The organism is Arthrobacter sp. ZBG10 (assembly GCF_001238605.1).
Taxonomy (GTDB): Bacteria; Actinomycetota; Actinomycetes; order Actinomycetales; family Micrococcaceae; genus Arthrobacter.
The window spans coordinates 1-19,123 of record NZ_LFQH01000021.1 but is presented as its reverse complement, the minus strand read 5'-3'; the positions used below and the strand labels follow the sequence as shown (position 1 = coordinate 19,123).

The following is a 19,123-nucleotide window of genomic DNA, read 5'->3' as shown; positions in this document are numbered from 1 at the left end:
TAGGACCCCGCAGCCCGGGATGCCGGGTTCCCGGCGGGATGAAAACCCCGCCTGCCACCGTTGTACCGTGGCAGGCACCATCGGAAGGAACCATGGCCACCACCCCCGCCGCCAAACTGGAACGCTGGCAGCGTTTCCGCGCCAACCGCGACACAGCCCTCGCGGCCCCGCACGGCTGGCTCACCCTGACATCCTTCCAGTGGCTGGCGGACTCCCCCGCCGCCGTCGACCTGGCCCCGGGATTGTGGTCAGCGGACGGCACGACGGCGGAACTCACCGCGGTGCCCGCCGACGGGCTGTCGCTGGTGGATTCCGGTGAACCGGTGGCGGGGACCATCAGGGCAACGCTCGACGACGAGGAATCCCTCCTGTGGGTAAGGTCCGGGGGCGCTAACGGGGACCAGGTGGTGGTGGAGCTGGCGAAACGGGCAGGGAAGTACGCCATCCGCACCAGGGACGCGGCCTCCCCGGTTTTCACCGGCTTCCGCGGCGTTCCCACCTACGCCTACAACCAGGCCTGGGAAATCACCGCGACCTACCACCCCTACCCCGAGCCAGTGGATGTGCCGATCGCCACCGCCAACCCGCTGGTGGACGGGGTGCACCGGACTGCCGGCGAGGTGGTGTTCCGGGTTCCGGGAAGCGGCCACGAGTTCCGGCTGCAGGCTGAAGAGGAACAGCTTGGGGCGCTCACCCTGACGTTCCACGACGGCACCAACGGCGACACCACGGACGACTGGCGGAAACTGTCCGCACCCCGGCCACGGCCCGGGGCTGATGGCACAGCCACCGTGGTCCTGGACTTCAACCGGGCCATCAACTACCCCAGCGCCTTCAGCCCGTACGGCACCTGCCCCATGCCCGTCCGCAACAACAGCCTCGACGTCCGGGTGGAGGCCGGCGAGAAACTGCCGTTCCCGCCCGACACGGCACCGGCCGCAGCCGAACCGGAAGGCCAGGACCGGGAAGCCTAAGGCCAGCGCCTCAGGCGATGGCGGACATCCCCGTCACCGCGCGGCCCACAATCAGGGTATTGATCTCGAAGGAGCCCTCGTAGGTGTAGATGGCCTCGGCGTCGGAAAAGATCCGGGCCATGCGGTAGTCCGTGACGATGCCGTTACCGCCGAGGATGGACCGGCCCATCGCCACGGTTTCGCGCATCCGGGCACTGAGGTAGGACTTGGCCAGGGCCACCCGCGCCATGTCCGCGGCGCCGTCGTCCTGCAGCCGGGCCAGACCGGCCATCATGGCCATGCTGGCCACGGCGTTGCCCAGCATGGTGACCAGCTGCTGCTGGATCAGCTGGAACTGTGCCAGCGGCCGGCCGAACTGGTGTCGGTCCACCGCGTATTGCCGGGCCACGTCGAAGGCCGCCAGCTGCTGGCCCACGGCCTGCCAGGCCACCATGATGCGTGACCCGCGCAGCAGTTCCTTGGTGTCCTCGAAGGAGTTGATGCCGGCAAACCGGTCAGCTTCCGCCACCTGGACGTCCCGGAACACGATGTCGGCGTTCTGCACGGTGCGGAGGGCGATTTTGTTCTCGATCCGGGTGCGGCTGACACCCGGCAGGGTGGCGTCCACAATAAAGCCGCGCACAGCCCCGTCGGCTTCATCCCGCGCCCACACCAGCATGTAGTCGCAGAACGTTCCGTTGCCGATCCAGCGCTTGGCGCCGTTGAGCACCCACGTGTCGCCGCCGCCGGCCGCTCCCTGCAGGGTTCCCGCCCCTGTCCCGGGCTGCGCCGGGACCCGCCGGGCCCGGGTTTCCATGCCACCGGCCACATCCGAACCGTGCTGTGGTTCGGTCAGGGCGAAGGCCCCGGTGATGCGCAGTTCCGACGCGGCCGCCAGGAAGCGTTCCTTTTGTTCCGCCGAGCCGAAGGAGTACAGGGATTCCACAAAGAGGTCGTGGTGGACCAGGAAAAACGTGGCGATGGACGTGTCCACGCGGGTCATCTCGGCGATGACCAACCCGGCGAAGAGGTGGCTGTAGCCCCGCTGGGCAGGCGTGCTGAGCTCCAGTGCTGCGAGTTTGGGCAGGATATGCGCCGGGAATTCCGCCTTGTTCCACCAGTCCCCCGCGTAGGGGGCGATTTCCGCGGCCAGGAAATCCCGAAGTTCGGCCAGCTTGGCCTGCTCGGGCCGGCTGAGCTGTGATTCGTAGCCGAAAAAGTCTGCCGTGGGCAGTTCGGGGGCCGGGCCGGTCACTTCGGTGCCATCCGGATGGCGCCGTCCAGGCGGATGGTTTCGCCGTTGAGCATGGCGTTGTCCACAATATGGGCCACCAGCTTGGCGTACTCATCCGGTTTACCCAGCCGGGAAGGGTGCGGAACCTGCGCCCCGAGGGAATCCTGCGCCTCCTGCGGCAACCCTGCCATCATGGGTGTTTCGAAGATGCCGGGGGCAATGGTGACCACACGGACCAGCGAGCGTGCCAGCTCCCGGGCCAGCGGCAGCGTCATGGCCGCCACAGCACCCTTCGAGGCGGCGTAGGCGGGCTGGCCGATCTGGCCGTCGAACGCGGCCACCGAAGCAGTGTTGATGATAACGCCACGCTCCGGCCCACCCAGCGGAGTTTCCGCCGGTTCGGTTTCCACCATGGCCGCGGCGGCCAGGCGGAGCACGTTGAATGTGCCGATCAGGTTGACCTGGATGACGCGGTTGAAGTCCGCCAGCGGGAGGACCCCCGTTCGCCCCAGCACCTTTCCGGGGGTGGCGATCCCGGCACAGTTGACCACGATCCGGAGCGGGCCCAGTCCCACGGCGGTGTCGACGGCGGCCTGCACCTGGGCCGCGTCCGTCACGTCAGCGGGGACAAAGACTGCGGACTGGCCTTCGGCGGTACCGGCAAGTTCCGCAGCAAACGCGGCCCCCGCGGAGGAGGGAAGGTCCACCAGCACCACGGAGGCGCCTGCCCGGAAGAGCTGGCGGGCGGTGGCGGCCCCCAGCCCGGAAGCGCCCCCGGTAATCAGGGCAACAGAGCCGTTGACGTCCATACATCCTCCTTGATGCGTGCTGCGGACCGCGGAAGGACAGCGGTTCATCAGTTAGTGAATGTTAACTGAAATTGCCGCCGCGTGCACCACCCGCACCGGTGCCGGTCTGCCCGCGGCGCCAAGCCCACGCCTAAGCTGGAGTCCATGACCACAGCGGACGATGCCTTGCCGGACTGGAACCAGCGCGCCACGCATGCGGCCCGTTCCGTCACCGCGCTGTTCGGCCGGCGGCTGCTGCACCTTCCGGGCACGCACCTCGCCGCGGTCAGCTGGTCCGGCCTGCCCGATTCAAGGGATACGGACGGAGCTGCATCCCAGGACGGCGGGCCCGGCCAGGGCGCAGGACCCGGCTCCGGCGCCCTGTGGCGTGGCTTGTCCGGCCCCGCGCGCCGCCTCCGCGGCAGCCTGCTGGACCCCTGGCACTACTGGTGGCAGGCCCACTACCTTGACTGCCTGGTGGACGCCGGCCGCCAGGAGTTGGCGGACGGCGCCACCCCTGCGGCCCGCTTCAACGGCCCGGACCACGCCAGCGCCGGAAGGCTCGCCTCCCGGCTGCTCCGCGGCATCCGGCTCCGCAACACTTTTACGTTCGTCAACAACTACTACGACGACATGGCCTGGCTGGCCCTGGCCACCCTCAGGCTGGCCCGGCTGGCAGAAGACACCGGCAAGCCGGGGCGGCGACGTTACGCCGGGGTGCGGAAGTCCCTGTCCCGGCAGTTTGATGCCGCCTGCAGCGACGACCTGGGCGGCGGCGTCTTCTGGAGCAAGCAGCGGGACTTCAAAAACACCCCTGCCACGGCCCCCGTGGCACTCTTCTACGCCAGGACCGGCCAGCCCGCCAAAGCCCAGGGGCTGGTGGACTGGCTGGACGGCACCCTTTTCGACGCCGGCCAGAGCCTGTACCTGGACGGCGCCCGCCGGGGTGCGGACGGTGCGGTGCAGGTGGAGCGGAACATCTACACCTACAACCAGGGCCCCATCCTCGGTGCCTTGCTGGAATTGGGCGGCACCGCGAACCTGGCCCGCGCGGCCGTCCTGATAGCCGCCGTGGACCGGGTGCTGACCCGCGCTCCGGCCGCACCCAGCGGGCCGGACGCGAACCACGGGACGAAAGTGCTGCGGTGCGACGGAGCGGGCGACGCCGGGCTCTTCACCGGAATCCTGTGCCGCTACCTGGCCCTCGCAGCCACGGACGGCAGGCTGCCCGGGGAAGCCCGGACCACCGCAGCCCGGCTCGTCACCGACACTGCGGCCGCGTTCTGGGCCGGCCGCAGCGCGGTGCCGGGCCGCGGCGCAGCAGGCCACAGCACAGCAGGCAACGGCGCAGCAGGCCACGACGCGGCCGGGCACCCGGGCGCCAGCGTCTTCTCCCAACATGCCGCGCAACCGGCAGCCGGGACGTATCCCCCGGGCACCGCCGTCGAACTTTCCACGCAACTGCAGGCCTGGATGGTCCTGGCGGCAGCGGCGGACGTGGCTGCGGGGAGCTGAGCCGGCGGCCGCGGCTGCGCGCAACACTCCGGCAAATACGTGTGAGCCTCATCACTTTAACCGTTTTCGCGACTGTTGGTTAGGATTGGCTGGCCTAAAGTTCCTCAGGTGGGCATCCCCGGCCCATAGGCAGCTCCCCCGCCTTACCCCAGAAAGCAGTTCCGCCATGAAGATCCGCACCCGCGCGCTGGCCGGCATCGCACTTGCCGCCACCGCAGCCCTCGGCCTGTCCGCCTGCGGCGGCAGTTCCGCCCCCACCACGTCCGGCTCGTCGGCCGCCGGCCAGCCGGTCTCCGGCGAAATCACGGTCTACAACGCCCAGCACGAGAGCCTGACCCAGGAATGGGTGGATGCCTTCACCGCCGAAACCGGCGTCAAGGTCACCCTGCGGCAGGGCTCGGACACCGAGCTGTCCAACCAGATCGTCCAGGAAGGCCAGGCCTCACCGGCGGACGTTTTCCTCACCGAAAACTCCCCGGCCATGGCGCAGGTGGAGAACGCAGGCCTCTTCGCCGACGTGGACAAAGCAACCCAGGAGCAGGTCCCCGAAGAATTCCGGCCCTCCACCGGCAAGTGGACCGGCATTGCCGCGCGCTCCACCGTGCTGGTTTATGACCAGAACAAGCTGTCCGCGGACCAGCTGCCCAAGTCCATGCTGGACCTGGCCAAGCCGGAGTGGAAGGGCAAGTGGGCAGCGTCGCCCACCGGCGCTGACTTCCAGGCCATCGTCTCAGCCCTCCTTGAGCTCAAGGGCGAGGACGCCACCAAGGAGTGGCTGGCCGGTATGAAGGAAAACTTCACCGCGTACAAGGGCAACAGCACAGCCATGAAAGCCGTCAATGCCGGCGAAGTGGACGCTGCCCTGATCTACCACTACTACTACTACGGCGACCAGGCCAAGACCGGCGAAAACTCCAAAAACGTCACGCCGTACTACTTCAAGAACCAGGACCCGGGCGCGTTTGTCTCCGTTTCGGGCGGCGGCGTGTTGAAGACCGCGAAGAACGCCGCAGCGGCACAGGCGTTCCTGAAGTTCGTCACCGGGGCAAAGGGCCAGGAAGTCCTCAAGGACGGCACCTCCTTCGAGTACGCCATCGCCTCCGACATCCCGGCCAACGAGAAGCTGGTCCCCCTCACGGACCTGCAGGCACCCACCGTTGATCCGGCCAAGCTCAACTCCGAAAAGGTCACCGAACTGATGACCGGGGCCGGACTCCTCTAATTTCCGTGACACCCGGACTTTCGGCCTCCCCCAAGGGACGCACGACGGCGGCGGGCCGGGGCAGCAGCCCCCGCCCGCCTTTCGGCGTTTCCGCGGTGTCCGTGCTGGCGGTCCTGATTGCGCTTTTCTCCCTGGTGCCGCTGGGGTACGTGCTTTACATGAGCGTGGCAACCGGGTGGGACACCGCCGTCGGGCTCATCTTCAGGCCCCGCGTGGCCGAGCTGCTGCTGAACACCGTCCTGCTGACCGTGATCACCGTTCCGCTCTGCCTGGTGCTGGGGGTGGCGGGCGCCTGGCTGGTGGAGCGCACGGCGCTGCGCGGGCGCAGGACGTGGGCGGTGCTCCTGGCAGCGCCGCTGGCCATCCCGGCGTTTGTCAACAGCTACGCGTGGGTGTCTGCCGTCCCGTCCCTGGCCGGCCTGGGCTCGGGCGTCCTGATCGCCACGCTCTCCTACTTTCCGCTGGTGTACATCCCGGCCGCTGCGGCGCTGAGCCGCCTGGACCCGGCGATCGAACAGTCGGCGGCGTCCCTGGGGCTGGGCGCCTGGCGCACCTTCTTCCGGGTGGTTCTGCCCCAGCTGCGGATCGCCCTCACTGGCGGCGGGCTGCTGGTTGCCCTGCACCTGCTGGCTGAATACGGCGCGTTCGCCATGATCCGGTTCGACACGTTCACCACCGCCATCATGGTCCAGTTCCAGTCCACCTTCAACGGTGCAGCCGGCAACATGCTGGCCAGCGTCCTGGTGTTCTTTTGCCTGCTCCTGCTGCTCGCGGAGGTCCGGACCCGGGGATCAGCCCGCTACGCGCGGATTGGTCCCGGTGCCCAGGCGCGGGCCCTGCGCCTGCCGCTGCGCGGGTACCAGCTGCCGGCCCAGCTTTTCCTGCTGGCGCTGACGGTGCTGGCGTTCGGCCTGCCGCTGTTCCTGGTGCTGCGCTGGGTGGCGGCCGGCGGCCCGGCCGTCTGGGCCGCCGCGGAATTTGTTCCGGCCCTTGCTGCCACGCTGGGCTACGGCCTGGCCGGCGCCGCGGCCACGATTGTGGTGGCCTTCCCCATGGCCTATCTCGCGGTGCGGCACCCGGGCTGGTTCAGCAAGACCCTGGAGCTTTCCAACTACATCACCAGTTCCTTGCCCGGCATTGTGGTGGGGCTGGCCTTCGTCACCGTCAGCATCCGGCTGGTGCCGGGCGTGTACCAAAGCGCCGGGGTGCTGGTGGCGGCTTACGTCCTGCTGTTCCTGCCCCGCGCGCTGGTTAACCTCCGCGCCGGACTGGCCCAGGCCCCCAAGGAACTGGATGAGGCGGCGCAGGCCCTGGGAAAGCCGCCGCTGACGGCCTTTGTCCAGGTCACGCTGCGGCTGATGGCCCCTGCCGCCGCCGGTGGAGCCGCACTGGTGTTCCTGGCCATCACCAACGAGCTCACGGCAACCCTCCTGCTCTCGCCCAACGGCACGCGGACGCTCGCCACCGAATTCTGGAGCAAAAGCAGCGAAATCGATTACGCCGGCGCCGCCCCCTACGCGCTGCTGATGATCCTGCTCTCCGCCCCGATGACCTACCTGCTCTTCCAGCAGTCCAAGAAAGTAGCCGGACAGTGACAGAACAAGCCCCCTCCCGGTTGCCGGAACCGCGGATCGCATCGTCCGTCGCATCCAGCACCAACAGCCACCTGGTGGTGTCGGACGTGACCAAAAACTTCGGGTTCCAGGCGGTCCTGAAGGGCGTCAACCTATCGGTGGCCCGGGGCGGCACCACCGCGATTGTGGGACCCTCAGGATCCGGCAAGACCACTTTGCTGCGGTTGATCGCCGGCTTCGAACACCCCGCCACCGGCAGCATCACGCTGGCCGGCAGCCAGGTTGCCGGCGACGGGGTCTGGATTCCCGCGCACAAACGGCACGTGGGCTACGTGGCACAGGATGGTGCGCTCTTCCCGCACCTCAGCGTGGGCCGGAACGTGGCGTTCGGCCTTGACCCGGCCCGCCTGCAGGGCGGCCGGACCGCGGTGGCCGGAAGGGTCAGCGACCTCCTGGAGATGGTTTCCCTGGACCCGGCCATGGCCAAACGGCGCCCGCACCAGCTTTCCGGCGGCCAGCAGCAGCGAGTTGCCCTGGCCCGGGCGCTGGCCCGCGAACCCAGCCTGATGCTCCTGGACGAACCGTTCTCCGCGCTGGACGCGGGCCTCCGGGTGGCCACCCGCCGGGCCGTGGCCAAGGTGCTGGGCGACGCCGGCGTCACCACCATCCTGGTCACCCACGACCAGGCCGAGGCCCTGTCCTTCGCCGACCAGGTGGCGGTGATGCGCGGCGGGAAACTGGCGCAGATCGGGAACCCGTTTGTGGTCTACACCCGGCCCGCAGACCGGGCCACCGCCGAGTTCCTGGGCGACGCCGTGATCCTCGACGCCTGGCTGGAAGGCTCCCTGGCCACCTGCTCGCTCGGCGGGATCCCCGTCCGCAGGCCGCCGGCCCAGGGCCGGGTACAGCTGATGCTGCGGCCGGAACAGATCCGCATCGCCGAGGACGGTCCCATCCGCGGCGTTGTGGTGGATACCGACTACTTCGGCCCAGAAACCACCGTCCGGCTGAAACTGGCCGTCCCGCCGGAGCTCGCAGGCACGTCCGACCACCGGTATCCCGGCGGCGGCGAAGTCATCACCATCCGGCACTGGAACGCGTCCATTGCCCGGCCCGGCATGGAACTGTGCCTGCGCGTTGTGGGCGAGGGCGTCGCGTTTCCGGCCGACACGTAAGCGACCGGGCGCCGTTCAGGCGTCGCCGGGGCGCTTCTTCTGCGGGTACGGCGCTTCGCTCCGGGCCAGCATCTCCACAAAACCAGCGATCTTCCGCTCGCGGGTGGCGGCCAGTTTAACGCTGTTGGTGCGGTTGATCAGGGCAAACCGGTTGGACCTGGTGAGGACGTCAAACATGGCCTGGGCGGCGGGAACGGCGGCGATCGCAGCGGCCAGGTCAGCCGGAACTTCCGCGGTTGCCTGCCCGGCATAGGCAGCGGCCCAGCGGCCGTCCGCTTTGGCGGCGTCGACGGCGGCCCTGCCTGCGCCGGTCATTTTGCCTTCCTCCTCCAGCCGGGCCACGTAGGTGACGTTCCGGGCGGACCAGACGCTGCGGCGGCCGCGGGGTGTCATCCGCTGGAACGAACTTTCGGCGTCACGCTTCCTGGCCTGGCCGTCAATCCAGCCGAAACACAGGGCTTCATCCAACGCCGCGGCGTAGTTGATCCCAGTCACCGTCCCGCCCTTTTTGTGCAGGACCAGCCACACCCCGGGACTGTCAGCGTGGTTCGCCTCGAGCCAGGACCGCCAGGCGGCAGCGTCCGGCACCAGCAGTTCCTCGAGTTCGATCGCCATGGCACCATTCTGCCGTGCAGACCATCGCTGCGACACCATCAACGCCACCCGCCGCAGCCACGTCCCGCCCGTGACAGGATGGCTGGGGGCACCGGGAGCTTTGCCGCCCGGTCTCCGGCCCACCGCCCAGCCGGGCACGGCGTCCCGTCACCATCCGCCAGCACCCCAAGGATCCGCCATGCTCCGCGTCCGGCCCTTTCAGCACACCGCCAGGCTCCTGGAGTGGCAACGGTTGCTCGTTGCCCTGGGCATGGTCCCCGCCACGGGTAACGGCCGCACGTTCGACGCAGGATCCGGCAGGATCTCGCTGCAGCCTGCCCTCCCCGGCCTGGCCGGGCGGGCTGAGCTCGGCTTCGAGGTGCGCGTCCTGGCCGAGTTTGCCCGCCGCACCAACCTCGACGCCCAGGGCGACGGCCGGATCCCGGCAGTAATGTCCGGCGACGGCGCCAGCTGCGGCATCAGCGCCCCGGACGGCTTTTCCTTCCTGGCGGCGACCGCCAACCCTGCCGTACCCACAGTGGGCGCGGATCCGGCTCTGGCCGTTGTGGGACTCTGGTTCACGGAAGACCCATCCGCAGCGGCCCGGACCCTGGGCTGGATCGGTGCCCGGCCCAGGACCGGTCATGCCGCCGCCGACGCCTCTGCGTTCACGGCCAAAAACGGCGGCGTCATCCTGGTCAGGCAGGGACACGGCCCGGCCCGCTCCGGCCTTGGTTTTGAGTACGACGGCGACCTGGCCGCCCTGTGCGGGCGGCTCCAGGCCGCCGGCTTCGCCGCTGCCCTGGCCGGCCAGGGACCGGACGGACCGGGCAGCCTCCTGCGGGTTCCACACCCGGACGCCGGGCCTGGCACCGGGAAGGGCACCGTGCCTGGCGCCGGTGGGAACGCCGCGCCCGGGACGGATGCTACAGCCGGACAAGGGGCCGGCGAAAGTACGGCGGGCGGCGCCGTCGACGGAACCGCCACCCCTGCCCCCGGAGAGCTGTGGATCACCCGGCGCCCTCCCATGGGGTAGAACTTAACCATGAACGTGCGCACACCTGACCCGAATCCCGGCTGGCTTTCCGAAGAAGACCTTTTTGAGGCCCGCGGGCGGCTGCCCATGGTGTACGTCGAGGCGGTGCCCGTTCGGCTGGACCCGCTGGGCTTCGTCAACGAGGTGGGGACCCTCCTGCAAGCGGACGAGGACGGCACCATGGTCCGGTCGCTTGTATCGGGCCGCGTCATCTACCGCGAAACCATCCGCGCCGCCCTGCTCCGGCACATGGAAAAGGACCTCGGTCCGCTGGCCTTCCCGCAGCTGCCCATCAGCCCGGTGCCCTTCACCGTGGCCGAATACTTCCCCGCACCGTCGCAGACGGGGTTCACCGACGAACGCCAACACGCGGTGTCCCTGGCGTACGTCATCCCGGTCACGGGCGAGTGCGAACCGAGGCAGGACGCCCTGGAACTGACCTGGATGACCCCGGACGAGGTCCTCAGCCCCGGCGTGCAGCTGGAGTTCGTCGGCGGCCGCGGCGGGCTCATCCGGCAGGCCCTGGCCTTCGCCGGCGTGGGCTACTGACACCCGCACCCCACCCGCCGGGTCCCCGATTTCCGGTGCCCGCCTTTGTAGACTGTTGGGCGGACCGCACAAGAATTTAAGGACTTCCATGACCGAAACACCAGCCGCACGGCGCCACAGCGAACAGCAGGCTGGATCTCTGGGCAGCGGACACCACATCCTGCTGCCGGACGGCCGGGGGACCGCAGAAATCCATCAGATCGAGGTGGAGCGCGACGATTTCGGGGCGCCCGCCCTGGTCCTCGCCAGCCTTTCCGGCGGCGGCACCCTGCGCATCGCCGTGGGCACCACAGTCACCGTGGTGGACCAGCATGCCGACGCCGTCACCCACCTTCCCGAGGCGGCCGGACAACCAGCTGAAGCACGGCAGCAGCAGCCCGCCGGAACTGCTGCGCCCGCCGCAGCGGCGCCCGCCGTCGTGGTTCCCCCGCTGCCGCCCGTACCACCGGCCTTCAAGGGACCCAGCGACGAGGAACTCGCCCTGATCCCCACCGCCGCCGGCACCCCGGAGTCCGTTGTGGAAGCCGCGGCGGAGGCGCACCCGGATGCCATCGGCGTGATGCTGCTGGCGGACCGGCTGGCCAAGGGCGTGAACTTCAAGTCGGGCAGCTGCCTGAAGGACCTCAGCGACCTCGCCCAGGAACTGTTTGTGGCCCTGAAGGACGCCGAGAACGCGCTCCTCGTCGCGGACCTCATCACGGTCCTGCCTTTTGACGGCAACCCCGGCCGTTGGACGTCCGTGGAAGCGGCCCTCGCCCTGGCCAGCTACATCTGCCGGCAGGATGGCCAGGACCGCCGGGCCGCCGTCTACGAGCAGCTGATCCGGACTCCCGAGAACCAGGAAACCGACCCGTTCAAGGCCCGGATGGCGGCCAAGGTGCGGCAGCGTTCGCTCAATGAGCCCAACCTGTACGACAAGGAAATTTTCCGGGCCATCGACAATTCCAACCACGACGCCGAACGGGAATGGCGGCTGCTGCGGCTCGAATCACTGCTGTTCCTGCGCGCGCACGGCGGTTCGGAAACCATCGGCGGCAGCGAACTTAAGCGGCGCATCAGCAACGAACTTGAGGCCGTCCGCGCCTGAGAATCCACCCGGCCGGCGCGGGACAGCGCCGGCCGGCAACTGCCCCCTACCCGGGACGGGGCGGGAGTTGTACATTCGGGGCATGACCAACAATCTGAGCGTAGTGATCAACGCCGACGCGCCGCAGGTCTGGACCATGCTGCGCGAACCCGCCAAGGTTGCCCAGTGGCACGGCTGGCAGGCCGAGGACCTGGACGCCGAAATCAAGGAGATCTACTTCTCCGACGACGTGCAGGAAGCACCGGACCACACCAGCCTCACTGTTCACGGCGGGGACGTCTTTGAGCTCCACCCCGTGCCCACGGGGACCCGGGTCAGCGTGACCCGCGCCGCGCTGGACCACAACTCCGAATGGGCTGCCTGGGATGAGGACATCACCCAGGGCTGGCTCACGTTCCTCGAGCAGCTCCGGTTTGTGCTGGAGCGCCACCCCCGCGGCTCCCGCCACACACTGTTCCTGAACCTCCCGGGCGGTCCGGGCTCCGCCATCGAAAAGCTGGGCCTGGCCGACGTCCCGGCGCCGGGCGGGGACTACCGGCTCACGCTGGGAACCGGCGAGGAGATCTCCGGGAAGGTCTGGTACCGGTCCAACCACCAGGTGGGGCTCACGGTCCATGACTACGCCGACCACGGCGAGGGCCTCCTGGTGGTCACGGACCAGCCGGTCATCGAGGACATCCGGCCCGACGGCGGGTCCCTGGTGATTGCCTCAACGTACGGGCTGGGCGCCCACCGGCTGGAGTCGATCCGTACGGGGTGGGACAACTGGCGCGCTGAGAACTACCCCACATCGGAACCGGCCAGCTGACGGAGCGGCGGGGAATGCTGGCACACTGGTACGGTGCCAGCCAACCCCGCCCCTGCCCCGTCCCAGCAAGCCGCCACTGACGGTACGGCCGGGCAGCCTGCCGTCCAGGCCGAGTTCGGCTTCCAAGTGGGTACCCGGCTGTCGGACTCCTGCAGTCCTTCCGGCGCCCAGGTCTCGGAAAACGGCGGTGAATTCCTGGGCCGCACCGGCAGCATCTCCACCCCGCACGGTGGGATCCGCACGCCGGCGTTCATCGCCGTCGGAACCAAGGCGACGGTCAAAGCCGTCCTGCCCGAATCCATGGCGGACCTTGGGGCGCAGGCGCTCCTGGCCAATGCCTACCACCTTTACCTGCAACCGGGCGCTGACATCCTGGACGAAGCGGGCGGCCTCGGCGCGTTTATGAACTGGCCCGGCCCCACGTTCACCGATTCCGGCGGGTTCCAGGTCATGAGCCTGGGCTCTGGCTTCAAGAAGGTCATCGACATGAAGTCCGTTGATTCCTCCGGACCTGACGACGCCGTGGCGCCCGGCAAGGAACGCCTCGCCCATATCGACGACGACGGCGTCTGGTTCAAGAGCCACCTCAACGGCGACCGGCACCGGTTCTCCCCGGAAATCTCCATGCAGGTCCAGCACCGGATCGGGGCGGACATCATGTTCGCCTTCGACGAGCTCACCACCCTGCAGAACTCCCGTGGCTACCAGGTGGAGTCGCTGGAACGCACCCGGCTGTGGGCGCTGCGCTGCATCGAGGAGCACTTCCGGCTCACCTCCACCCGCGTCGGGAAACCGTACCAGGCGCTGTTCGGCGTCATCCAGGGCGCGCAGTACGAGGACCTCCGCCGCCAGGCCTGCCGCGACCTGGGCGCCATGCCCTTTGACGGATTCGGCATCGGCGGGGCGCTGGAGAAGGAGAACCTGGGCACGATTGTCCGCTGGTGCAATGAGGAGCTGCCGGAGGACAAACCACGGCACCTGCTGGGGATCTCCGAGCCGGACGACATCTTCACGGCCATCGAGAACGGCGCGGACACCTTTGACTGCGTCTCCCCCACCCGGGTGGCCCGCAACTCCGCCTTCTACACACCGCAGGGCCGGTTCAACCTCTCCGGCGCAAAATACAAACGCGACTTCGGCCCGCTGCAGGACGGCTGCGACTGCTACACCTGCGTCAACTACTCCCGCGCGTACATCCACCACCTGTTCAAGGCCAAGGAAATGATCTCCGCAACCCTGATCTCCATCCACAACGAGCGCTTTGTGGTGAAGATGGTGGACGACGCCAGGCTGGCCATCGAGGCCGGCACCTTCTTCGACTTCAAAGCCGAGACGCTGGGGCAGTACTACTCCTGAGCCCGACGCCGTCGGAATCGCCGGAACGGTGCGGGGACGCCGAACCGGGACAGCGTCCCCGCACCGTTCCAGCGTCCCGGTTGTTTTCCACATAACGACGGCGGAACCTGGCCCACGCGCGGAGCCCATCCGAAGCTGGGTGGATGACACAGCTCCCGCCGCTCCCCGCAGCAGGCAACCTTTGGCGGACCGGCCAGCTGCGGGCCGCGGGACTGAACTCCCGGGCCGTACGCCAGCTCGTCAGCAGCGGCGGACTGGTCCGGCTCCGGTACGGCTGCTATATCCGGGGCGCTCTATGGGAGAAGCAGTCCGCTTCGCTTCGCAGTGTGCAGCTGATCCATGCCCATGCTTACGGGACGTTGACGACGTCGACTGGCGGCTTCGTGTACAGCCACACCTCGGCTGCAAGGCTCCATGGCCTTTTCCTTTGGGATGTTGACGACCTGATCCACCTGCTGTTCCGGGTGCGGCCGTCCTGTGAGCGCCTCGGCAAGGACATCCGTGGCCACACCCGGCCGTATTCGGACGCAGAGGTCATAACCCGGGCCACGCTCCGCGTTACCACCCTTGAGCGCACAACGGTGGACTGCGCCTTGATGCTTAGCTACCGCCAGTCGCTGATCATTATGGACAACGCGCTGCGGCTCGGCGCGGATACCTCCCTCATGCAGGCAGCGGCGGACGGGCTGGCAGGGCAGCGCGGGATACGCAACCTCCGGGCGGCTTTGGCCAACGCAGATGCCAGCGCCGAGTCGGCCGGGGAAACGCTGACCCGCGAACTCATCACCCGCCTGCAGCTCCCCAAACCCGAGGCCCAGGTGGAGGTCCGGAGCCGCGCGGGCTGGCACCGGCTCGATTTCGCCTGGAAGGACAAGAAAGTGGCCCTCGAATTCGACGGAAAGGTCAAGTACTTCGACTACAAGCCCACTGCCGAAGTCCTGTTCCAGGAGCGGCGCCGCGAAAAGGCGCTCACCGAGGACGGCTGGTTCTTTGTCCGGGTGGAATGGAAGGACCTGTTCCGGGAGCAGGAGTTCAAACAACGCGTGCTCACAGCCCTAAGACGCTAGTCCTGTTTCCGTGCCCGGTCGGCCTCCCGGCGTCGAAATCACTGGAACGGTGTGGGGACGCTGACCCGGAACAGCGTCCCCGCACCGTTCCAGCGTTTCGGGTTACATGGGCCTAGGCCGGGTAGCTGGGCTCGCGTTTCTTGATCCAGCCGATCACCACGGCGGTGACCGGCACAAACAGGAATTCCACCAGGGTCTTGTAGACAAACCCCACCACCACGTAATTCACAAACATGCCGAAGTCCGTGATGCCGATGACCGAGGCCGCGATGCTGCAGAAGATCAGGGTGTCCACGAACTCGCCGGCGCCGGAGGAGCCCATCAGCCGGGCCCACAGCGACTTCTCGCCGGAGCGGGCCTTCATCCGGACCAGGATCCATGAGTTGATGGTCTGCCCGGCCAGGAACGCCAGCAGCGAGGCCAGCACAATCTGCGGGACGGGTCCCAGCGCGCCTTCCAGCGCAGCCTGCTTGGACGCGCCGAAGTCGTCGTCGAATCCCGGCAGCGCGATGATCACCCAGTAGCTCAACGATGCGAAGACGGACAGCGCGAAAGTGGTGAGGATGGCTTTGCGGGCCACTTTGAAGCCGTAGACCTCACTGATCACATCGCCCAGGATGTAGGCCAGCGGAAAAAGGAAAAAGCCGGCGTCGGTGATGATGGGGCCGAATGCCACGCCCTTGGACGCGCCAATGTTGGACAGGATCAGGATGACCGCCATGGCTGCGAGCAGGATCCCGAAGTACGGCGAGCCGATCGAAGCGAACCTGGCCGCCTCGCCTGGGGCTGCGCCGCGCGCGTGGGTGGGGAGGGCGTCAGGGCCCGGGGCAGAAGGCATGGGAGGTCCGTTCAAAGTGGTTCGCTCGGTCGCGGATGCTTCGCGGGCCGGCTGTATTAGCACTGTCGCCCAATTCTCCCATTGGCCGCGCCCGGCTGCCGCCCATTGTAACGGTGAACACATACTACCGGAGTGCCCTGTTCAGAAACACAAGGAAAACGGACGACGCCGGATGGCAGGATGGTGCCATGACTTCCGTTTCCGCTGACGCAGCACAGCCCGCTGCCCCCGCAGTTGTCCTGACCATCGCAGGGTCCGAAGCCACCGGCGGCGCCGGCGCGCAGGCGGACCTGAAGACCTTCCAGGAACTGGGCGTCTTCGGCATCGCCAACCTGACCTGCATTGTCTCCTTCGATCCGACGGACAACTGGAACCACCGCTTTGTGCCCGTGGACCAGCAGGTGATTGCTGACCAGCTGGAGGCGACGACGGCGGCGTACGGCCCGGCGTCGGGCGCGCCGTCTGTGCTGGACAGCGTGAAGATCGGCATGCTGGGCAGCCCGGCCACCATCGCCACGGTTGCCGGCGCCTTGAAGGCCAACGCTTTCCGCCATGTGGTGCTGGACCCGGTGCTGATCTGCAAGGGCCAGGAGCCGGGACACGCGCTTGACACCGACCAGGCGCTGAAGGCCCATATCCTGCCGCTGGCCACGTTTGTGACGCCCAACCATTTCGAGGCGGAGTCGCTGTCCGGTCTGGTGATCACCGACGTCGAGTCCCTCAAGGCCGCCGCCATCCGCATCCACGAAATCAGCGGCGCAGCAGTCCTGGCCAAGGGCGGAGTGCGCCTGGCCGGTGCGGACGCCGTGGATGTCTTCTACGACGGCTCCACCCTCGAAGTGCTCAGCGCCCCCAAAGTCGGTGAGGTGGCGGTGTCCGGCGCCGGCTGCTCCCTGGCCGCAGCTGTCACCGCTGAACTCGCCAAGGGTGCCTCGCCCCTGGCAGCGGCTCGGACGGCCAAAGCCTTCGTCACGGCCGGCATCAAAAACCGGGTTGCCTCCGGAGCGCCGTTCGACGCGCTCTGGCAGGGCGGCGCACGCTAACCAGGCCGCACCGGCTGGAAACTCCAACGCCCCCGCACATCGGTGCGGGGGCGTTGGTATCTCCTCGGCCAGGGAATGCAGGCCCTAGCGGCGCGGGATGTTCCTAAGGTTGCTGCGGGCCATGCTCACCGCTTCCCCGGCGCCGCGGTTCAGGACCACCTTGGACATGGCGGTGGCGAAGCCCAGCACCTGCGAGCCGGAGATCTTTGGCGGGATGGACAGCGCGTTCGGATCGGTGATGAGCTCCACCAACGCCGGGCCTGGGTGGGCAAAGGCTTCGCGGTAGGCGGACTCGATCCGGGCCGGGTCCGTGACCCGTTCGGAGTGGAACCCCAGGGCCCGGGCAACCTCTGCGTAGTTCGCATCGGGGACGTCCACACCGAAGTCCGGCAGCCCGTCCACCAGCATCTCCAGCTTGACCATGCCCAGGGTGGAGTTGTTGAACACCACCACCTTGACCGGCAGTTTGTGCGCCGCAACAGTGATGAGTTCACCCATCAGCATGGAGAGGCCGCCGTCGCCGGATACGGAGACGACCTGCCGTCCTGGGAACGCGGCCTGCGCGCCGATGGCGTGCGGGAGGGCGTTGGCCATGGAGCCGTGCAGGTACGAACCGATCAGCCGGCGGGTGCCCAGCGGGTTGATGTACCGGGCCGTCCACACGTTGCACATGCCGGTATCGGCCGTGAAGATGGCGTCCTCAGCGGCCAGCTGGTCCAGGAGCGATGCCGCGTATTCGGGGTGGATGGGCTGTTTTTTCTCCACCTTCCGGGTGTAGGCACCCACGGCTTTGTTCATCAGCCGGTCGTGCTTTTTCAGCATCTGGTCCAGGAAGCGGCGGCTCTTCTTCTGCTTCAGGAGTGGCAGGAGGGCAGCCAGGGTGGGCAGCACGTCGCCGTGCACGGCGATGTCGACGTCGGTCCTGCGGCCTATTTTGTGCGCTGCCCGGTCCACCTGCGCGGTCCGGGTACCGGGCAGGAACTGATCGTAGGGAAAGTCGGTGCCCAGGAGGACCAGCAGGTCCGCGTCGTCGATGCCTTCTGCCGCAGCGCCGTAGCCCAGCAGCCCGGTCATGCCGATGTCATAGGGGTTGTTGTACTGGACAAAGTCCTTGCCGCGGAGTGAGTGGCCGATGGGCGCATGCACACGCTCGGCAAGGGCGATCAGCTCGCTGTGGGCCCCCTCAACCCCCGCGCCGGCGAAAATGGCGACTTTCACGGCGTCGTTAATGGCATCCGCGAGTTCCTGCACACTGGCCGGATCCGGCGCCAGGCTGGCCCGCCGGAAAGTTGCCGGCAGCGGCGTGGGGGTGGTGGCTTCGAGCCCGGCCACGTCACCGGGCAAGGTGACGACGGCGACGCCGCCCAGGCCCATGGCATGCTGGATGGCGCTGTGCATTACGCGCGGTGCCTGTTCGGCGGTGCTGACCAGTTCCGAGTAGACGGAGCATTCATTGAACAGCCGGTCCGGGTGGGTCTCCTGGAAGAAGCTGCTGCCGATCTGCTTGCTGGGGATGTGCGAGGCGATGGCCAGGACGGGCGCGCCGGACCGGTTGGCATCGTAAAGGCCGTTGATCAGGTGCAGGTTTCCGGGGCCGCAGGAGCCGGCGCAAACGGCGAGTTTGCCGGTCAGTTGCGCTTCGGCCGCGGCTGCGAAAGCGGCGGCCTCCTCATGCCGCACATGGACCCAGTCGATGCCGCCCTGGCTGGCGCCCCCGGTCTTGCGGACAGCGTCCACGATGGGGTTCAGGCTGTCGCCCACAATCCCGTAAATCCGCTGCACTCCGGCAGCCTGCAGCTGTTCAATAAGTTGGGTGGCGATTTCCTTGGCCATGCGTGCACACTCCCGCAATCGAATTGATGGGCTGACAGGCCCAATATAGTCCGCCAGGCTGGGTACTTTCCCGTTGGCCCCTTAACGCCACCGGCCCCCTTCCCGGGATAGGAAAGGGGGCCGGTGGTTACCGCAATGCCGTTCCAGGTGGCCCCGGACAGGCGGATCAGCCGATCAGTGCGGTGGCCGCTGAGTAGCGGGCCAGGGCAGTGTAGGCCGTTTTGGTGCCGGTCACGCGTATTTTGATGGCAGCTCCCTTGTCCGCTGCCACCAGCTTGTAAGTCGGTCCGGTGGCGCCGGTGATGGCAGTGCTGCCGCGGTACCACTGATACGCCAGCGTAACCGGCGCCGGACCCCACCTCCCGGAAACTGCGGTCAGGGTACTTCCCACGGTTTTGGTTCCCGAGATGGTGGGTACCGGACCTGACAGGGTTCCCACCGCGACAGCCGC

17 protein-coding genes and 1 pseudogene are annotated in these 19,123 nt (G+C 68.0%); 12 read left to right on the top strand and 6 right to left on the bottom strand.

Features of this window, described 5'->3' with window-relative positions; translation table 11 throughout:
- The first annotated feature begins 92 nt into the window (after window positions 1–92).
- A complete protein-coding gene (locus ACU18_RS05320; protein WP_050684534.1) occupies window positions 93–974 on the top strand; it encodes a DUF1684 domain-containing protein in 882 nt (293 codons plus the stop codon).
- A gap of 10 nt (window positions 975–984) precedes the next feature.
- On the opposite strand, the gene ACU18_RS05315 is transcribed toward ACU18_RS05320, so the two are convergent.
- Together ACU18_RS05315 and ACU18_RS05310 are read right to left on the bottom strand one after the other, a co-directional pair.
- Window positions 985–2,208: an acyl-CoA dehydrogenase family protein gene (locus ACU18_RS05315; protein WP_050684491.1), complete on the bottom strand. Its 1,224-nt coding sequence runs from the start codon at window positions 2,206–2,208 to the stop codon at window positions 985–987.
- On the bottom strand, window positions 2,205–2,996 hold the full coding sequence (locus ACU18_RS05310; RefSeq protein ID WP_050684490.1) for an SDR family NAD(P)-dependent oxidoreductase: 792 nt from the start codon (window positions 2,994–2,996) through the stop codon (window positions 2,205–2,207). Before ACU18_RS05310 ends, ACU18_RS05315 begins: the two co-directional genes overlap by 4 nt.
- A gap of 144 nt (window positions 2,997–3,140) precedes the next feature.
- On the opposite strand from ACU18_RS05310, the gene ACU18_RS05305 reads away from it, so the two are divergent.
- The 4 genes from ACU18_RS05305 (at window position 3,141) to ACU18_RS05290 (ending at window position 8,461) form a co-directional block, all read left to right on the top strand.
- Window positions 3,141–4,490 (top strand): glycoside hydrolase family 76 protein, encoded by a 1,350-nt coding sequence (locus ACU18_RS05305; RefSeq protein ID WP_050684489.1) that lies wholly within the window; start codon window positions 3,141–3,143, stop codon window positions 4,488–4,490.
- Window positions 4,491–4,656: 166 nt separating this feature from the next.
- Window positions 4,657–5,712: an iron ABC transporter substrate-binding protein gene (locus tag ACU18_RS05300; protein ID WP_050684488.1), complete on the top strand. Its 1,056-nt coding sequence runs from the start codon at window positions 4,657–4,659 to the stop codon at window positions 5,710–5,712.
- 5 nt (window positions 5,713–5,717) lie between these two features.
- Window positions 5,718–7,307: an ABC transporter permease gene (locus ACU18_RS05295; RefSeq protein ID WP_197273522.1), complete on the top strand. Its 1,590-nt coding sequence runs from the start codon at window positions 5,718–5,720 to the stop codon at window positions 7,305–7,307.
- Entirely contained in the window at window positions 7,304–8,461 is a 1,158-nt protein-coding gene (locus ACU18_RS05290) for an ABC transporter ATP-binding protein (protein ID WP_082178196.1), read from the top strand. Before ACU18_RS05295 ends, ACU18_RS05290 begins: the two co-directional genes overlap by 4 nt.
- Window positions 8,462–8,476: 15 nt before the next feature.
- Here the strand turns inward: ACU18_RS05290 and ACU18_RS05285 are convergent, their stop codons facing one another.
- Window positions 8,477–9,076: a YdeI/OmpD-associated family protein gene (locus ACU18_RS05285; protein WP_050684487.1), complete on the bottom strand. Its 600-nt coding sequence runs from the start codon at window positions 9,074–9,076 to the stop codon at window positions 8,477–8,479.
- Between the two features lie 178 nt (window positions 9,077–9,254).
- On the opposite strand from ACU18_RS05285, the gene ACU18_RS05280 reads away from it, so the two are divergent.
- The 6 genes from ACU18_RS05280 to ACU18_RS05255 all read left to right on the top strand — a co-directional run bounded on the left by ACU18_RS05280 (window position 9,255) and on the right by ACU18_RS05255 (window position 14,958).
- The gene (locus tag ACU18_RS05280; RefSeq protein ID WP_197273521.1) at window positions 9,255–10,091 is read left to right on the top strand and encodes a VOC family protein; all 837 of its coding nucleotides are present in this window, start codon (window positions 9,255–9,257) and stop codon (window positions 10,089–10,091) included.
- A 9-nt stretch (window positions 10,092–10,100) separates the two neighbouring features.
- Complete coding sequence (locus ACU18_RS05275; RefSeq protein WP_050684486.1) at window positions 10,101–10,640, top strand: NUDIX hydrolase family protein; 540 nt, start codon at window positions 10,101–10,103, stop codon at window positions 10,638–10,640.
- An 88-nt stretch (window positions 10,641–10,728) separates the two neighbouring features.
- Window positions 10,729–11,727, top strand: coding sequence for a DUF6707 family protein (locus ACU18_RS05270; RefSeq protein WP_050684485.1), 999 nt, complete (start codon window positions 10,729–10,731; stop codon window positions 11,725–11,727).
- Window positions 11,728–11,809: 82 nt separating this feature from the next.
- Window positions 11,810–12,535: an SRPBCC family protein gene (locus ACU18_RS05265; protein WP_050684484.1), complete on the top strand. Its 726-nt coding sequence runs from the start codon at window positions 11,810–11,812 to the stop codon at window positions 12,533–12,535.
- Between the two features lie 33 nt (window positions 12,536–12,568).
- The gene (tgt, locus tag ACU18_RS05260) at window positions 12,569–13,891 is read left to right on the top strand and encodes a tRNA guanosine(34) transglycosylase Tgt (RefSeq protein WP_050684483.1); all 1,323 of its coding nucleotides are present in this window, start codon (window positions 12,569–12,571) and stop codon (window positions 13,889–13,891) included.
- A 143-nt stretch (window positions 13,892–14,034) separates the two neighbouring features.
- Entirely contained in the window at window positions 14,035–14,958 is a 924-nt protein-coding gene (locus tag ACU18_RS05255) for a type IV toxin-antitoxin system AbiEi family antitoxin domain-containing protein (RefSeq protein WP_050684482.1), read from the top strand.
- A 112-nt stretch (window positions 14,959–15,070) separates the two neighbouring features.
- On the opposite strand, the gene ACU18_RS05250 is transcribed toward ACU18_RS05255, so the two are convergent.
- Window positions 15,071–15,796, bottom strand: a complete 726-nt coding sequence (locus ACU18_RS05250; RefSeq protein WP_082178195.1) for a queuosine precursor transporter — start codon at window positions 15,794–15,796, stop codon at window positions 15,071–15,073.
- A gap of 188 nt (window positions 15,797–15,984) precedes the next feature.
- Here ACU18_RS05250 and ACU18_RS05245 point away from each other — a divergent pair, with 188 nt between their 5' ends.
- Window positions 15,985–16,839, top strand: a complete 855-nt coding sequence (locus ACU18_RS05245) for a hydroxymethylpyrimidine/phosphomethylpyrimidine kinase (RefSeq protein WP_050684481.1) — start codon at window positions 15,985–15,987, stop codon at window positions 16,837–16,839.
- 84 nt (window positions 16,840–16,923) lie between these two features.
- Here the strand turns inward: ACU18_RS05245 and ACU18_RS05240 are convergent, their stop codons facing one another.
- Both ACU18_RS05240 and ACU18_RS19865 read right to left on the bottom strand, forming a co-directional pair.
- Window positions 16,924–18,672, bottom strand: coding sequence for a pyruvate dehydrogenase (locus tag ACU18_RS05240; protein WP_050684480.1), 1,749 nt, complete (start codon window positions 18,670–18,672; stop codon window positions 16,924–16,926).
- Between the two features lie 166 nt (window positions 18,673–18,838).
- Window positions 18,839–19,123 (bottom strand): annotated as a pseudogene (locus ACU18_RS19865) (hypothetical protein); the annotation flags it as partial.

What these genes read in the sequence shown, in the direction of transcription:
- ACU18_RS05255 (WP_050684482.1), top strand. Translation starts at nt 14,035, where the DNA reads ATGACACAGCTCCCGCCGCTCCCCGCAGCAGGCAACCTTTGGCGGACC.
- ACU18_RS05280 (WP_197273521.1), top strand. Translation starts at nt 9,255, where the DNA reads ATGCTCCGCGTCCGGCCCTTTCAGCACACCGCCAGGCTCCTGGAGTGG.
- ACU18_RS05300 (WP_050684488.1), top strand. Translation starts at nt 4,657, where the DNA reads ATGAAGATCCGCACCCGCGCGCTGGCCGGCATCGCACTTGCCGCCACC.
- ACU18_RS05310 (WP_050684490.1), bottom strand. Translation starts at nt 2,996, where the DNA reads ATGGACGTCAACGGCTCTGTTGCCCTGATTACCGGGGGCGCTTCCGGG.
- ACU18_RS05240 (WP_050684480.1), bottom strand. Translation starts at nt 18,672, where the DNA reads ATGGCCAAGGAAATCGCCACCCAACTTATTGAACAGCTGCAGGCTGCC.
- ACU18_RS05285 (WP_050684487.1), bottom strand. Translation starts at nt 9,076, where the DNA reads ATGGCGATCGAACTCGAGGAACTGCTGGTGCCGGACGCTGCCGCCTGG.
- ACU18_RS05305 (WP_050684489.1), top strand. Translation starts at nt 3,141, where the DNA reads ATGACCACAGCGGACGATGCCTTGCCGGACTGGAACCAGCGCGCCACG.
- ACU18_RS05265 (WP_050684484.1), top strand. Translation starts at nt 11,810, where the DNA reads ATGACCAACAATCTGAGCGTAGTGATCAACGCCGACGCGCCGCAGGTC.
- ACU18_RS05250 (WP_082178195.1), bottom strand. Translation starts at nt 15,796, where the DNA reads ATGCCTTCTGCCCCGGGCCCTGACGCCCTCCCCACCCACGCGCGCGGC.
- ACU18_RS05275 (WP_050684486.1), top strand. Translation starts at nt 10,101, where the DNA reads ATGAACGTGCGCACACCTGACCCGAATCCCGGCTGGCTTTCCGAAGAA.
- ACU18_RS05245 (WP_050684481.1), top strand. Translation starts at nt 15,985, where the DNA reads ATGACTTCCGTTTCCGCTGACGCAGCACAGCCCGCTGCCCCCGCAGTT.
- ACU18_RS05270 (WP_050684485.1), top strand. Translation starts at nt 10,729, where the DNA reads ATGACCGAAACACCAGCCGCACGGCGCCACAGCGAACAGCAGGCTGGA.
- ACU18_RS05320 (WP_050684534.1), top strand. Translation starts at nt 93, where the DNA reads ATGGCCACCACCCCCGCCGCCAAACTGGAACGCTGGCAGCGTTTCCGC.